The sequence below is a fragment of the uncultured Faecalibaculum sp. genome (assembly GCF_910588395.1).
Taxonomy (GTDB): Bacteria; Bacillota_I; Bacilli_A; order Erysipelotrichales; family Erysipelotrichaceae; genus Faecalibaculum.
Genome location: NZ_CAJUPA010000001.1, coordinates 112,352 through 127,241 on the forward strand (window position 1 = coordinate 112,352; position 14,890 = coordinate 127,241).

The 14,890-nt window shown below is 53.7% G+C and carries 17 protein-coding genes; 2 read left to right on the plus strand and 15 right to left on the minus strand.

All coding sequences use genetic code 11. From position 1 onward, the window contains the following. Nucleotides 1-24 precede the first annotated feature (24 nt). The 6 genes from QZ305_RS00535 to QZ305_RS00560 all read right to left on the minus strand — a co-directional run bounded on the left by QZ305_RS00535 (nucleotide 25) and on the right by QZ305_RS00560 (nucleotide 5,512). Nucleotides 25-501, minus strand: coding sequence for a dCMP deaminase family protein (locus tag QZ305_RS00535; protein WP_294729541.1), 477 nt, complete (start codon nucleotides 499-501; stop codon nucleotides 25-27). Then, a complete protein-coding gene (locus QZ305_RS00540) occupies nucleotides 498-1,469 on the minus strand; it encodes an RluA family pseudouridine synthase (RefSeq protein WP_294729542.1) in 972 nt (323 codons plus the stop codon). Before QZ305_RS00540 ends, QZ305_RS00535 begins: the two co-directional genes overlap by 4 nt. Then, nucleotides 1,466-1,960, minus strand: coding sequence for a signal peptidase II (gene lspA / locus QZ305_RS00545; protein ID WP_294729543.1), 495 nt, complete (start codon nucleotides 1,958-1,960; stop codon nucleotides 1,466-1,468). The genes QZ305_RS00540 and lspA overlap by 4 nt, the downstream gene beginning before the upstream one ends. A 13-nt stretch (nucleotides 1,961-1,973) precedes the next feature. Next, nucleotides 1,974-3,650, minus strand: coding sequence for an AarF/ABC1/UbiB kinase family protein (locus QZ305_RS00550; RefSeq protein WP_294729544.1), 1,677 nt, complete (start codon nucleotides 3,648-3,650; stop codon nucleotides 1,974-1,976). After that, nucleotides 3,622-3,891, minus strand: a complete 270-nt coding sequence (locus tag QZ305_RS00555) for a hypothetical protein (protein ID WP_294729545.1) — start codon at nucleotides 3,889-3,891, stop codon at nucleotides 3,622-3,624. Before QZ305_RS00555 ends, QZ305_RS00550 begins: the two co-directional genes overlap by 29 nt. Before the next feature lie 178 nt (nucleotides 3,892-4,069). Next, entirely contained in the window at nucleotides 4,070-5,512 is a 1,443-nt protein-coding gene (locus tag QZ305_RS00560; protein WP_294729546.1) for a leucine-rich repeat domain-containing protein, read from the minus strand. 260 nt (nucleotides 5,513-5,772) lie between these two features. Between QZ305_RS00560 and QZ305_RS00565 the strand changes: the two genes are divergently transcribed. Next, nucleotides 5,773-5,982, plus strand: coding sequence for a cold-shock protein (locus QZ305_RS00565; RefSeq protein WP_294729547.1), 210 nt, complete (start codon nucleotides 5,773-5,775; stop codon nucleotides 5,980-5,982). Between the two features lie 60 nt (nucleotides 5,983-6,042). Continuing rightward, complete coding sequence (locus QZ305_RS00570; protein ID WP_294729548.1) at nucleotides 6,043-6,462, plus strand: HD domain-containing protein; 420 nt, start codon at nucleotides 6,043-6,045, stop codon at nucleotides 6,460-6,462. A 529-nt stretch (nucleotides 6,463-6,991) separates the two neighbouring features. Here QZ305_RS00570 and QZ305_RS00575 read toward each other — a convergent pair. The 9 genes from QZ305_RS00575 to QZ305_RS00615 all read right to left on the minus strand — a co-directional run. After that, nucleotides 6,992-7,705 carry a hypothetical protein gene (locus tag QZ305_RS00575; RefSeq protein ID WP_294729549.1) on the minus strand — a complete coding sequence of 238 codons (714 nt, stop codon included), beginning with the start codon at nucleotides 7,703-7,705 and terminating at the stop codon, nucleotides 6,992-6,994. A 339-nt stretch (nucleotides 7,706-8,044) separates the two neighbouring features. Then, complete coding sequence (locus tag QZ305_RS00580; protein WP_294729550.1) at nucleotides 8,045-9,172, minus strand: hypothetical protein; 1,128 nt, start codon at nucleotides 9,170-9,172, stop codon at nucleotides 8,045-8,047. Next, the gene (locus QZ305_RS00585) at nucleotides 9,169-9,726 is read right to left on the minus strand and encodes a 5-formyltetrahydrofolate cyclo-ligase (protein WP_294729551.1); all 558 of its coding nucleotides are present in this window, start codon (nucleotides 9,724-9,726) and stop codon (nucleotides 9,169-9,171) included. Before QZ305_RS00585 ends, QZ305_RS00580 begins: the two co-directional genes overlap by 4 nt. Nucleotides 9,727-9,790: 64 nt before the next feature. Further along, the gene (sufB, locus tag QZ305_RS00590; protein ID WP_294729552.1) at nucleotides 9,791-11,188 is read right to left on the minus strand and encodes a Fe-S cluster assembly protein SufB; all 1,398 of its coding nucleotides are present in this window, start codon (nucleotides 11,186-11,188) and stop codon (nucleotides 9,791-9,793) included. Then, complete coding sequence (gene sufU, locus QZ305_RS00595) at nucleotides 11,181-11,642, minus strand: Fe-S cluster assembly sulfur transfer protein SufU (protein ID WP_294729553.1); 462 nt, start codon at nucleotides 11,640-11,642, stop codon at nucleotides 11,181-11,183. The genes sufB and sufU overlap by 8 nt, the downstream gene beginning before the upstream one ends. A 15-nt stretch (nucleotides 11,643-11,657) precedes the next feature. After that, nucleotides 11,658-12,914 (minus strand): aminotransferase class V-fold PLP-dependent enzyme, encoded by a 1,257-nt coding sequence (locus tag QZ305_RS00600; RefSeq protein WP_294729554.1) that lies wholly within the window; start codon nucleotides 12,912-12,914, stop codon nucleotides 11,658-11,660. Continuing rightward, nucleotides 12,892-13,695, minus strand: coding sequence for a SufD family Fe-S cluster assembly protein (locus QZ305_RS00605; protein WP_294729555.1), 804 nt, complete (start codon nucleotides 13,693-13,695; stop codon nucleotides 12,892-12,894). The genes QZ305_RS00600 and QZ305_RS00605 overlap by 23 nt, the downstream gene beginning before the upstream one ends. A 1-nt stretch (nucleotide 13,696) precedes the next feature. Next, entirely contained in the window at nucleotides 13,697-14,512 is an 816-nt protein-coding gene (gene sufC, locus QZ305_RS00610; protein ID WP_294729556.1) for a Fe-S cluster assembly ATPase SufC, read from the minus strand. A gap of 166 nt (nucleotides 14,513-14,678) precedes the next feature. Then, the coding region (locus QZ305_RS00615; protein ID WP_294729557.1) for a hypothetical protein at nucleotides 14,679-14,890 on the minus strand (212 nt) is incomplete at its 5' end.

Consider the following 14,890-nt stretch of genomic DNA (forward strand, 5'->3'; position numbering starts at 1 on the left):
AGAAAGCCGCCGCAGCGCGTGAGATTATACCTGGGAGCGGATCTTCACATCCACTTCCACGATCCGGTCCATGCGCCGGAGGGTGACACCTGCGTCCCGGAACATGCGCTTGCTGGCGCAGTTGCCTTCGGTGCCGTCGTACTTGTCCTGTTCGTAGACCACTTCCCGGATGCCGGACTGAATGATGGCTTTTGCGCATTCATTGCAGGGAAACAGGGAGACGTAGATCGTGCAGCCGTCCAGCACTTTGGTGGAGTTGAGAATCGCATTCAGTTCCGCGTGAACGACGTAGGGATATTTGGTTTCCAGCACCTGCCCTTCCCGCTGCCAGGGATAGTCCCGGTCGCTGCAGCCGTAGGGAAAGCCGTTGTAGCCCAGTCCCACCACCCGTTTCTGGGGATTCACGATGCAGGCGCCGACTTTGGTGTTGGGGTCTTTGGAGCGGAAGGCCGCCAGATGGGCCATGGCCATGAAGTATTCATCCCAGTCCAGGGGTCTCATTGGATGACCTCCGTTTCCAGGTCATGGAGAATGGCAGCGAATTCCGGTTCCAGCGGTGCTTCAAACCGCATATGTTTGCCGGTGCGGGGGTGATCCAGTTCCAGGGCGGAGGCATGCAGGAGCTGGCCGTGGCTTTCCAGGGTTTTCCGGGGACCGTATTTCGGGTCGCCTGCCACGGGATGGCCAATGTACTTCATGTGCACGCGGATCTGATGGGTGCGCCCGGTTTCCAGGCGGCAGAGGACATAGGCGTAGTTTTTGAAATTCTCCAGCACTTCAAAATGAGTGACGGCGGGTTTGGCGTTCTTCGCTGTGACAGCCATGGACTGGCGGTCTTTTTCATCCCGGCCAATGGGCGCGTTGATCGTGCCGTGGGTGTGCGGAAACGGATGATGAACGATGGCCCGGTATTCCCGATGGGCGGTTTTCTTCGCCAGCTGATCTGCCAGTGACTGGTGCGCCAGATCGTTTTTGGCCACCACCAGCAGGCCGCTGGTGTCCTTATCAATGCGGTGAACGATCCCCGGGCGCATCACACCGTTGATGCCGGAGAGATCCGTGCAGTGGGCCAGCAGGCCGTTGACCAGGGTGCCGGTCACGTGACCCGGAGCCGGGTGCACCACCAGGCCGGAGGGCTTGTTGATGACAATGATGTCGCTGTCTTCATACACGATGTCCAGGTCCATGTCTTCCGGCAGGACATCCAGCGACTGTTCCGGAGGGATGTGCACGGTGATGGTCTGACCGGGTTTCAGGTCGGTTTTGGGTTTCACCGGGGTATCCTGCAGCAGCACGCGGCCCTGTTCGATGAGTTCCCGGCTGCGGTTCCGGGAGATGTCCAGAAGGGTGCACAATACTTTGTCCGCTCTGCCGGACTGCCCTTCTTCCAGGGTGAAAGTCAGGGTTTCGGCGGTTTCCGGACTGGCCTGAGTGCCGGTGACCTGGTTTGTTTCGGGGATGTCTGTCATGATGCGTTCACTGCCTTTCTTTGATCATGTTCTTCCCGCAGCATGTCGATCACCAGGAAGATGAATCCCAGGGTGATGCAGATGTCTGCGATGTTGAAGACCGGAAAGCTCCAGCCGAAGATATAAAAATGGAAGAAATCCACCACATATCCCAGCACCATGCGGTCGATGAAGTTGCCCAGGGCGCCGGCAAAGATCAGAGCCAGAGACATCTGCAGGCCCGCACGGCGGGATTTCAGATAGGCCCAGATCATGACCGCCATGGCAATGATGGTCAGGATGGCGAAAAACAGCTTGCCGTACCCTTCGAAGATGGAAAAGCCGGCGCCGGTGTTCTGTAGATAGGTGAGTTCGAAGAACCCGGGGATCACGACAATGGACTGACCCGGGACCATGTGGGCGGATACCGCCCATTTGGTCCACTGGTCCAGACCGGTCATGAGGGCCACCAGGATCAGGGACCCGAGATAGATCTGTGTTCTGTGTTTCAAGACGGTCTCCTTTCTAGAACGGCTTGTTTTTCTGATGCAGGAACAGCATCTTCACAAACAGCCACAGCGACATGCAGAAGGCGATGAAGAATCCCGCAAAGCCCAGCAGCGGGATGCCGAGAAATTCCGGCTTCATCTTCGTTGTGCAGATGATGCTGCTGGACATCAGCAGCGCCACGATGAGCAGGCAGACGATGATCCGGTTGATCATCCGGTCGAAATTCGCGATGGTGGAATCCGCGCCCTGCAGATCCAGATTGACTTTCAGCTGTCCCCGGCGGACCATGGACAGAATATCCGAGAGCTGCACAGGCATCTCCAGCAGCCGGCCGGCATCGGCCAAGAGCCGGGAGAGAACGTGCTGCAGTTCCCGTCCCCAGTCTCCTGCCAGCAGGCTGGATTTCTGCCGGCTGATGATCTGCATCACATTGGTGGAGGGATCCAGAACTTCAATGGTTCCTTCAAAAGTCATGAGACTGCGGGCCAGCATGCTGATGCCCTTGGGCAGGGCGATGCCGTATTCGTGGCAGATGGTAAACAGATCCTGCACCATGGCCGGCAGGTCAATGTCCTCCAGGCTGGATTCGCAGTACAGATTCACATATTCTTCGATGCGCTGTGTCAGGCTGGCGTAATCCGGGGTGCGCCTGACCACGCCCAGGGTCAGGATCGTATCGGTGAGCTTCATGGTATCCCGCATGGCCAGGGCTTTGATGGCCTGTTTCATGAGCCGGCGGTCCCGGTCGGTGAGCGTGCCCATCATGCCGAAGTCTATGTACACGATCTGGCCGTCCCGCACCCGGATGTTGCCGGAATGGGGATCGGCATGAAAGAATCCATGCTCCGTGATCTGGGTCAGGTAGTTGACCCCCAGCCGGTCGGCGATCTCATGCCGGTCGTATCCTTCCCGGTCGAGGCGGGCGTCATCGTCGATTTCGCAGCCGGAGATGTATTCCATGACCATGACCTTCCGGCTGGTCAGGTCTTCATGGACCCGGGGTGCATCCAGCCAGGCACAGTCCTGGTACTCGTTTCTGAACCGGATGGCGTTGCGGGCTTCATTGGTGAAGTCCATCTCCTGCTGCGCGCTGGCCCAGAATTCATCCAGCACCACATTCACATCCACCACGGAGGAGAACACATCGGAGAGTTTCAGGATGCCGGAGGCCTTCCGCAGCAGCCGGATATCCTCCTCCATTTCCTGATAGATGCCCGGTCGCTGGACTTTGATGACCACCATGGTGCCGTCCTTCAGCCAGGCTTTGTGAACCTGAGCAATGGATGCGGAGCCAAGGGGTATTTCGTCAATGCGTTCAAAGACCTGATTCAGGTCCGGTCCATAGGCTTCCGTGAGAACTGCCCTGACGGTATCAAAGGACATGGGTTTCACATCCGAGCGGAGTTTCTCCAGCTCTCGGCAATAGCGGCGGGAGAAGATGTCCTGGCGGGTGGCCATGATCTGACCGATTTTCACATAGGTCGGCCCCAGATCCTCCAGGATTTCCCGGAACTTCACCGGATCTATGCCACGGGTGACTTTGTGATTTTTCAGGATCCGCAGAATCTGTCCCAGGCGCCGCAGCTGGGAGGGCGAGGATTCCGTCTCCGGAGGCTGGCTGTGGCCGGTGTTCCGGGATGGCTGCCCGGCGACAGCGGTCCGGTCAGTCTGACTGCGGTTTTCCGGCTTCATGATCCTCCTGCTGGCTGCCGGCGGAAGCGGTCTGATCCTCCAGAATGACTTCTTCCGTCACGGCGGCCGAATCGTGTTTCAGCGGTCTGTTGTCTGTATCCGGTGTCTCCAGCAGGATCCGGGCCACATTCTGTCCGTACCGGGCGGTTTCCGTGAGCAGGTCTGCCGAAACCTGAATCGACCGGCGGAGCAGCTTTTTCAGGTCGATATGGCTTGTGACAATCGTTTCTTCTATTTTCATACCCTTTATTCTATCACGGCAGTCCTGGAATCTCCGCTGTCCTGAAAGGGATGGCAGGATCTGCTGTGCTGCTGACAGGTTTCATCTGCCGGCAGGCATTCCCGGCAGGAGTCCGTGTTTGCACAAAGGAGGACATGAAGAAAATCCCCTTTTGAAGGGGATTTTCTTTCGTGTCCTGTCAGTCGGTGAACTTGTCGTAGTACTCCATTTTCTCCAGCACGGAGGTATCCAGGATGGGGTTGTCGTCCAGCCGCAGGGCCTGGAGCAGCTTCAGATCCTTCAGCGGGGTCACATCCGTGATGTAGTTGGCTTTCAGCGTCAGGGAGCGCAGGTACTTGAGCTTGGCCAGCGGTGTCAGATCGGAGATGGCGTTGTGGTCCAGCCGCAGGTAGGAAATGAACTGCAGGGTTTCCAGGGGCCGCAGATCTTCGATGATGTTGTTGTAGAGATCCACGATGCAAAGGTTGTGCAGATCCTTCAGCGGTTCCAGGTCCTTGACGTTGTTGTTTTCCAGAGACAGGATTGCCAGCTGGTCCATGTCCCGCAGACATTCGATGTTCTGAATCTGGTTGCGGCCCACGTTCAGGTTGACCATTTTCTTGCAGTCCTTCAGACACTCGATGCTGCGGATCCGGTTGGTGAACAGATCCAGCACTTCCAGGTTTTTGGCATCCTTCAGGAATTCCACACTGGTCAGCTGGCAGAATTCCGCTTTCATGATCCGCAGTTTGTCCACATTCCGGAAATCCTCCGTGTGATGCAGCTCGTTTTTCGAAACAATCAGCACTTCCAGATTTTTCATGTCGTTGAGATCCCGCATGTTGTGGAATCCCACCTGTTCCATGGAAATGGCTTTCAGGTTGTCCAGCTCCCGGAGGAACTCAAATCCTGCCGGATGGTTGTAGTCGATGTTCAGGGATTCCAGCTTCGGGAACTCCTTGAGGATGCTGTAGTCTGTCAGATACGGGTTGTTGGCGACATTGAGAATGCGCAGATCCTTCATGACCAGCAGCGGGGAAATGTCGCTGACCAGGTTGGTGTCCAGGTTCAGTTCTTCAATGTGGGTGATGTAATTCAGGTCATCCACGGTGAACCGCCGCATGCCGGACATGTCCAGCTTCACCAGCTTTGGCAGGGTTCCCAGCACCGCGTAGCTGAAGGGTCCGTTTTCGGTGTTGATCTTGAGTTCCCGGAGCTTTTTGCAGTTTTCCAGATACTCCAGAGAATCCACCTTCGCTTTTTTCAGATTCAGGACCTCCAGGTTCAGCATGCCGGCTACACTGGAAATATCCATGGTGTAGAGATTGTTCCGGGAAATGTTGAGCTTGCGTAGCTGCCTGTATCCATGCAGCGCCTGAATGTCCCGGAGCTGGTTGCTGGAAACATCCAGTTCCTCCAGACTGTAGAGCTCCCGGATGGGGTCCAGGGTGTGCAGGTTGTTGCCGGAGGCGTTGAGGTACTCCAGATTTTCCGCTTCCTGCAGTCCCTCCAGAGACTTGATTTCCAGATCGGAGATGTCCAGCCGGATCAGGCTCCTCAATTTTTCGGGCGTGAGTTCATCCGGCTTGCAGTGGAGATTGCGGGCCAGGGCATCCCGCAGGGCATCGTCTTTGATAAACATGGTTTCTCCTCCATATAGTTACATTCCATTTCATTATACTCCCGATTGGCGCCGAGGCAGGAAAATCAGGCATTTCCTGCCTCATTACAGTTTTTGAACCAACCTGTCTTATTTCGAGATGAACAACTGGAACATAAGCTGAATTGATTTTTTTGGCACATTGACACTAATAAAACCGCAATCTATAATTAAAACGATTACAGACGTTGCTGCAATTATCATAATTGTTCCCGTGATACTGTGATCGGGAGGTAAAATCAATGAACACTGGAAAAGTGAAATGGTTCAATGCCGAAAAAGGCTATGGTTTCATTACCGGAACCGATGGCAAAGACATTTTTGTCCACTATTCCGCCATCAACGCCGACGGTTACAAGACCCTGGAAGAGGGACAGACCGTCACCTATGATGTGGTGGAACGCGACAGAGGACCCCAGGCAAGTTCCGTGACTGTTGTGACCGGAGCCTGAAGCTGAAAGGATGGTGGAGAGCCATCCTTTTTTCCTGCCTGTACCGGCTATAATGAATGCATGAACCAGTCACAGTATGAAGTTCTGGAGGAGAAGATCCTCACCGGCTATGCCCGCATCCCGTACATGCCCCTGCGGCTGGAAGCCCTGCGGCATACGCTGCGGGTGGTGGACATGATTTCCCTTCTGGATACAGACACGGATCTCTGGGACAGACGGAGCGCTGCCCTGCTGCATGACACCGGGCGCTTCCTGAAAAACAGTCCCCGGCATGCGGCGGCTTCCGCCCGTCTGGCAGAAGAACTCCTTCCGGACAAGCCGGAAATTGCCGCCGCCGTCCGGGTCCACAGCGAAAAGGACCGGGTGCACGGCGCTCTGGCAGAAGATCTGAAGGATGCGGATGTACTGGCCCGGTGGCTGGATGATCCCGCATCGTTTGCCCATCCCCGGCTGCAGGCTGCCTTGAAGCGGCTGAAATAGACTGAGCCTCGCATAGAAAGAACACATTATAAGTTTTTATTCTATATGCTTATTTAATATATATCACTTTTCATTATATCCTAGTGACTTTAAATGATACGATTGTTTGTTGAATGAAATATAACAAGAAGGTAATTAGCAAACATAATAGCCCTGATCACAATTAGAATCAGGGCTTTAAATAGTCTAACCTATTTGTTAGTGCTAAAGCATATGATTATACCTATAGCTATAATTCCAAAATTTACAACGAATGAATAAGGATACCAATCGGGAGAAATAGTAGCTAATATAACCAGAATTAAACCAATAAGGCAAAAGCACCATTTTGAATATTCATTTTTTTCAACAAACTCCGCATCTTTCCTATCTCTATATATTTTTATAATATATAAATATAGTATACAAAGTGAAGTTATATACCACTTTTTCGTTAGGCAAAGAACAATCAGTAGAATCTGAAGAAAAAGGAAGGCGAGTGGTTTAATCACTATATTACCCTGAAAATCCAATATTACTTATATCTAACTTAATAAACATCAAAACTATCAAACTCTCCGGTTTGGGCTCCTAAGTAGTTCCAGCCTCCAGAGGAGTTTCTCACATATGTTCCAACTACAAATTCACAATGATATCCGATAAATCCTCCAGATGCTTTTTCTGTCATTTCATACCAATTTCTAGTCGTTACAATTTTAGTTTCTACAGGAGCAGAAATCGAGCCATAAATCAAAGAGGCAACCCCTGTAGCAACAGATCCAGGGAGTCCTTGAATACCCAAAACAGCTGATACAGCTCCTAGAATCGCAGAATATGTAGCGTTCTGAGGGGTGCAGTACTCTGTCTGAGACACACTTTTCATATACCTGTAATTATATCCTGCAACTCTACCCCTCAAAATAGGGTTTCCAGTTTGAGGAGTAACACCTGAGTTTTTCAGATTATCCAACAGTTTTGAATATGAAGCATTGCATGTGAATTCAGAGATAACCCCATTCTCTTCAACAACTACTTTAGCTGAATCATCACTATACGTAGTATATTTCACAAACGCAGTGTGATCTCCTAAATTGACATAAATTTCTTCAGTAATATATCCATCTCCAAATTCAACTGTATTCGTATCAATTGATTGATTAATACTAGGTGGATTTACCATAGATTCTGCAAAAATATACGAGTGAGTATATGGCAACATGCAAGAAGCAGCAACTACCACCGTAGTCAGTTTTTTATACAACATATTTTCCCCTTATTGTTATGGATAGCGTGAAGTATATACCTCCCAAACATCAGCCGTCCACGTTCGAAGATTCTATCTCCTTGCATTATAGAATGAGAGGTTCATATCAGATATTTTCTAAATACCATAAATATATCTCCTAATTTCTTTAGATATTTCATTTATTTAATCGCATATTACTCCACTATGTAACCGATTTCAATGGTTAGCATAGGTTTTTCATTGATTATTTCAAAAATTTCCTAATGCCAAGCTAGATATTATTTTTTGTTTCTTTCAGGTTTTATTCTGCCCGCCCATGACGCCCTGCCACAGACAGAAAAAGACTGAGTGGTCTGCTCAGTCTTTTTCTGTCTCATCGGCATCCGGATCGCTGATCTGTGTCACCTGCATGCCGCGGGGTTCTTCTTCGATGCCGAATGCCTGATAATGCAGTTCGACTTTGTCATCCAGCTGTTTCTTCAGCTGTTCGAAGGCTTTGAGAAACTTCGACCGGTCATAGACGATCCAGTCAATATAGGAATAGCTCTTGCCCATGGCACCGCCCACGACCTGACCGGCGTGAAGACTGCTCATGGCTTTGTCCAGCTGACGGGAGATCTCCTGGCGCAGCAGGGCATCGTCTTTGCCGTTGTAGGGGTTGGCGTAGTACATGTAGCCGTATTCCCCGTCCTTGGCTTTCAGATCCAGGAGCACATCGCTGCCGCTGCCCAGGGTTTCCTCTGCCAGCAGAGGGTGTGTGGTGAAGATGATCTTCATGTCCCGGCGCAGGGAGTCATGGGCGAAGTCCTGGAAGGGCTGATACACGGAATAGATTTCCAGGGGGGAGCGGTAGGTTTTCCAGTGATCCCGTTCCACCACCGTCATGATGGCTTCGTAGAAATCCGCCAGAGGGCAGAATGCCTGGGATTCCTTCGGGGGCTGATCGGTGAAGGTCACACTGCCGATATAGGCTTCATACAGCGTCTGGCCGATGGCCAGTTCCATGAGATACATGGACATTTCCCGTTTGTTCTCTTCGTTGTCAATGAGAGAATAGCCCGGGCAGTAGACCTGGCACTGGAAGGTCTGGGACTGCTGGTCCAGGGTGTAGAAGACATGGAAGTCCATGAGGGTGTAGATGTGGTCTTTGATCTGCACCTGGGCTTCGATGGCTTTCTGGGAGAGTGGCATGAGGACCGGATTGACGATCCACTTGCGCAGGATGTCATCCGGGCAGAGTTCCGTGAAGTACCGGGCCAGATACTGAGAGGTTTTGTTTGGTCCCGGATCGAATGTCATTTCGAACTGATCCGCGGCGTCTTCCACAAAGAATCCGCAGCCGGTCAGTTCCCGGGCGCTTTCCTGGAGCGGTTCCAGGGCGTGAAGCAGATCCGGATATTCTTTCTGAATGAGAGCCTGTTCGATTTCCGGCTGTCTGGCGGCAAACTCTTTCCAGAAAGCCTGTGCATGTTCGTATACGCTCATGATGATTTCCCCGTTTCTGTCGGGGTCTGCTGGCACTCCGGCGCAGAGGCCGGCTGTGGCAGATCCCGTGTTTCATTATAAACAGGCGGATATATCCCTGTGTCCGTGATGACCATATCCATGTCCACATCCCAGGGGGCAGGTTCGAACCGGGTTTCCTGGCAGGCGAAGGCTATGCCGATTTTCAGCGCCTTTGTCCGGCGCAGATACCGGTCATAGAACCCCTGACCGTATCCCATCCGGTGCAGTCCGCAAAAGGCCACCATGGGCACGAGGATCACGTCAATGTCCTCCGGGCTGACGAATGCGGCTGTGGCTGGATCCGGTTCGGGAATGCCCCAGGCACCGGAGCGCAGAGGTCCTGTGGCAAAGCGCATGGTTTTTGTTTCCGGATCGGTGACTGGCAGCAGCCAGCCTGGCTGCCATACCGCAGCTTCGCCCCGGACAGGCTGGTACGCCGCCACGGTTTTTCCCTTCACAAAAGGAGCAAGCCTGTCTTTCAGCGCCTGCTCCTTTTCGGCGCGGCGGGTGATGGCCTGCCTGCGCCTGATCATTTCCCTGCGGTCCGTCACAGGTCCGCCCTGCCGCTCCTGCTCATGATGGCTGAATGCGGCTGCATCAGCCGATGGCTTCGCTCATGTCCAGCTTCAGCAGCTGGTTGAGCTCCACGGCGTATTCCATGGGCAGTTCCCTGGTGAAGGGTTCCAGGAATCCCATGACGATCATCTCCGTGGCCTGGGATCTGGTGAGTCCGCGGCTCATGAGATAGAAAAGCTGTTCTTCGGAGATGCTGGAGACCGTGGCTTCGTGTTCGATCTGGCTGGTGGGATTCATCTGCCGGTTCAGGGGGATGGTATCTGATTTGGACACTTTGTCCAGGATCAGGGTATCGCACTCCACCTTGCTCTTGGCATAATCCGCGTTCTTCGAATGCACGACCCAGCCCCGGTAGTTGACAATGCCCCCGGTGCGGGCCACGGATTTGGACACGATGCTGCTGGAGGTGTGCGGGGCGTTGTGAATCATCTTGGCGCCGGTATCCTGATACTGCCCGCGGCTGCCCACGGCGATGGAGATCGTGGTTCCTTTGGCGTATTCACCTGCCAGGATGCAGGCGGGATACTTCATGTTGATACCCGATCCCACATTGCCGTCGATCCATTCCATGTGACCGTAGGCATCCACTTTGGCCCGCTTGGTCACCAGGTTGATGATGTTGTCGGACCAGTTCTGTACGGTGGAGTACCGGCAGCGGGCGTGTTTGTGGACATAGATTTCCACCACCGCCGCATGCAGGGAATCCGAGGAATAGATCGGCGCCGTGCAGCCTTCCACGTAATGGACATCCGCTCCTTCATCCACGATGATGAGCGTCCGCTCGAACTGTCCCATGTTCATGGAGTTGATCCGGAAATAGGACTGCAACGGCTTGTCCAGCTTCACCCCTTTGGGCACATAGATGAAGGATCCCCCGGACCAGACAGCGGTGTTCAGCGCCGCGTACTTGTTGTCTGCATAGGAGACGAGTTTTCCGAAATACTCCCTCACCAGATCCGGGTGCTCCCGGAGGGCGGAATCGGTGTCCAGGAAAATGACGCCCTTTTCCTCCACTTCCTCCAGCATGTTGTGGTATACCACCTCGGATTCATACTGGGTGGAGACCCCGGCGAGAAACTTCTGCTCCGCCTCGGGGATGCCCAGCTTGTCGAAGGTATCCCGGATCGTTTCCGGCACATCCTCCCAGTCGCTGCTCTGTCTGTCCGAAGGCTTGATGTAGTAGGTGAACTCATCGAAATCGATGTCATTGAGATCCGGACCCCATGTGGGGTTGGGCAGTTCCCGGAACTTGCGGTAGGCCTTCAGGCGCAGATCCAGCATCCACTCCGGTTCGTGCTTCATGGCCGAAATATCCCGTATTGTCTGCTCCGTGAGTCCCTTGCCGGTGTTGTAGACCGACACATCCTCGTCGTGGAATCCGTATTCGTATTCGGAGGACGGCAGCTGCTGGTCACTCATGGGCTTCGACCTCCTGTCCTTTGTGGTCCTGATCGTCCAGGATCTCGGACATCGCGTTCCAGCCGATGGTGGCGCACTTGATCCGGTTGGCCTGCTTTCCCACAGTGGAGAACGCCACGGCTTCTTCCAGAATGTCCTCGTCATAGGGTTTCTGATCGATCATCTTCCGGTAGTTGTCGATGATTTCACGGGCTTGTTCAATGGACTTGCCCTTGACCAGCTCGCAGAGAATGTCGGTGCTGGCAGTGGAAATCGTGCAGGCGATGCCGTCAAAATCAGCGTCTTCAATGATGCCGTTGCGGATTTTTGCCTGAACGGTGATGTCGTCAATGCAGGATTCGCTGGCCATATGCCTGGAGTCATACTCCTGTGAATCCTTCAGCGTTTTGTTCCGGGGATACTGATAGTGGTCCATGATGATCTCCCGGAGATATTTTGGATCGATGCCTGACAACTGCTTCGCTCCTTTCTAGAAAAAGATATCCAGACAGTTGGTGAAGGTGCAGTCCTTCAGCGCATCCACCAGTCTGTCAATGTCTTCGAATGTGTTGTAGAAATAGGCGCTGGCCCGTACCGTTCCCGGTACATCGATGTGTTCTCCCAGCAGCTTGGCACAGTGTTCACCGCTGCGCACGGCAATACCCCGGGAGTTCAGGAAGCTGGCCACATCCTGCGGGAAGATCAGCTTTCCGTCATCATAGACGTTGAAGGTGATGATGCCGCTTTGCGCATCCGGGTTGTAGATCTTCACCCGGGGCAGTTCGGCTTCGGCCCGCTTCAGGAAGTGGTGCTTCAGCGCCAGCTCGTACTTGTGGATATTCTCCTTGCCGATGGTGTCAATGTAGTCCATGGCCGCCTTCATGCCCAGGGCCCCTTCAATGGGCTGTGTGCCGGATTCGTATTTGAAGGGCGTCTTTTTCAGGACGAGATTGCCGCAGCGGTTGAACCGCGCGTTGGACTCGCCGCCGAAGAACACCGGCGTCAGTTCCTCCAGCAGGGCGAATCTGCCCCAGAGCACGCCGATGCCGGTGGGACCGCACATCTTGTGGGCGGAGAACACGAAGAAATCAATGTCCAGGTCCTGCACATCCACAGGCAGATGAGCCACGGACTGGGCACCGTCAATGACGGTCAGAATGCCCTTTTCCCGGCAGATCCGGGCGATTTCCTTCACCGGCGCCTCGTAGCCCAGCACATTGGAGACCTGGGCAATGGCCACGACCTTCACTTTCTCATCCAGAACGGAAAGGAAGTTTTCCACCGTGACTTTTCCTTCCGGCGTCAGAGGGATGAACCGGACTTCCACACCCTTGCTTTCCCCGGCCTCCAGCCAGGGCAGCACGCTGGAGGCATGTTCGGACTGCGTTGACAGCACCACGTCGCCTTCCTGCAGTTTCTGGTTGGTGATGGCCATGGCCAGAATGTTCAGGGACTCGGTGCTGCCGGAGGTGAAGACGATCTCCTTCTCGGAGGCAGCGTGAATGAACTGCGCCGTGCGCTTCCGTGCCTCTTCATAGTGGAAATCCACCTGGGCACTCATCTCATAGTCTCCCCGATGGGCATTGGCCCCCAGATATGTATAGTAATTGACCACGGTGTCAATCATCTGGCGGGGTTTCAGTGTGGTGGCGCAGTTGTCCAGATAGTCCACCGGATAATTGCTCATGGTCCGTTTCAGGATCGGAAAATCCGCACGGATCTTCTCAATATTCTTCTCGATGTCCATATAATCCTGCCTTTCGTTCCAGGTCTGTCCGCAGCCTGTTTCGCAGGTCTTCGGATCCTGCCAGTGAAATCACCGGCATGAAATAGCCGATGGACAGCAGGCTCATGGCCTGCAGATGAGAAAGACCGCGGCTTTCCAGATAGTACATCTGGTCCGCATCCGGCTGTCCCACTGTCATGGCATGACTGGCCTTCACATCGTTTTCATCTATGTACAGGATGGGAAGCACTTTGGTTTTGTGATCTTCATCCAGCGTCAGCACCCGGGTTTCCTGGTGGCTTTCGCTGCCGAAGGCTCCTTTGATGATTTTTCCGGCTGCCACCATTTCATAGTCCGCTGCTTTCTGCAGCACAGCGAAGTTGTGCATGCGGCCGGCGGTATGGGCAGATTCACTCACCACATTCAGGGCGTTTTTCTTTCTGCCCGCTGCGCTGACCAGTTCCCCTGTGTATACATCCGCATGCGCCCCGGGTTCCTTGAGCCGGATTTCCCCGGTCAGCTGCAGGGAACCCGCTTCCAGATCCAGCAGCCCGGCTTTCATCACCGCATCCCGGTGCACATCCGCCGACAGCGTCAGAACCAGATCCTGATCCGATTCTTTCAGAATGAGCAGACTGAGCCGGCTGCCCGGTTCGCATTTCAGGGATATGTCCAGGTCAGCTGTCTGCCTGCCGGCTTTCAGAAGCAGTGAACCGCTGCTTCCTGCTTCGGCTCTGAGCTCCAGCCGCCCGGAGGGCTGGTCCAGAACGCGGTCATACCGGCCTGTCAGCAGTGTCTCCATGTCACTTGTCCTTTCTGGCGCCGCAGGTTCCCAGACTGATGGGCCGGGTCTTTTCTTCCCTGGCAGCCTTGACGCCGGTTTCCTTCTCGATCCAGTCGTAGCCTTCCCGGTCAACTTTTTCAATCAGCTCCGGACCACCGGACATGACGATGCGTCCATCCACGAGAATGTGTGCATTGGTGGGGCGCAGATAATCCAGGAACCGGGCATAGTGGGACACGACGATCAGCCCCAGATCCGTTTCCTTCTGGCAGGATTCGATGGCGTCCGCCACGATGCGCAGGGCATCCACATCCAGACCGGAGTCGATTTCATCCAGCATGGCAAATCCGGGTTTCAGAAGCATCATCTGGACGATCTCGTTGCGCTTCTTTTCGCCTCCTGAGAATCCTTCGTTCAGAAAGCGGTGTGCCAGATCAGGCTTCATGTGCAGCTCTTCAATGGCCCGGTCCATTTCCCGGATGAACTTGAACAGGGAAATCGGTGTTTCCCGACGGGCGTTGATGGCCGTGCGCAGGAAGTCGGAGTTGGTGACTCCGGGGACTTCCGAGGGATACTGCATTCCCAGAAACAGACCCGCCCGGCTGCGTTCATCCACCGGCATGGACAGCACGTCCTGGCCATCCAGGGTGACGGATCCCTTCGTGACGGTGTATCTGGGGTTGCCCATGATGGCGGCCAGCAGTGTGGACTTGCCGTTGCCGTTGGGCCCCATCAGGGCATGACGCTCGCCGGAGCGGACCGTCAGATCGACACCTTTCAATATTTCCTGATCCTCCACGCTGACGTGGAGATCCTTGATCTTCAATTCGGGCATACTCTACCTCTTTTCACTTCAGTAATCATAGCAAACGACTATGTGAATCTCAAACGGGCAGAACCAGGGGCCGATTGCTTTCCCGCAGGCAGCTCTGTATAATTTAACGGTTATTCTCAGAGGTTAATTTCACTATTATTCGTTCTTAATCAGACTGTCATTTACGTTAAATCAGTGTTTTTCGCTGTATTATTTGAGTTTCAGTCATAATCATTACCGAACGTCTTTCCAAAAAGTACTCCAAAAAATGCTCCAATTTTATATCTGCCTGCTCTGACGTTAATTTGAGGCAGATGTTCGGATGGTGAGGCATTAAAAAACGCCCCCGGGTTTCCCCGGGGTTTTGTTTATGCTTTTTCGTAAAGCGCCTTGATTCCG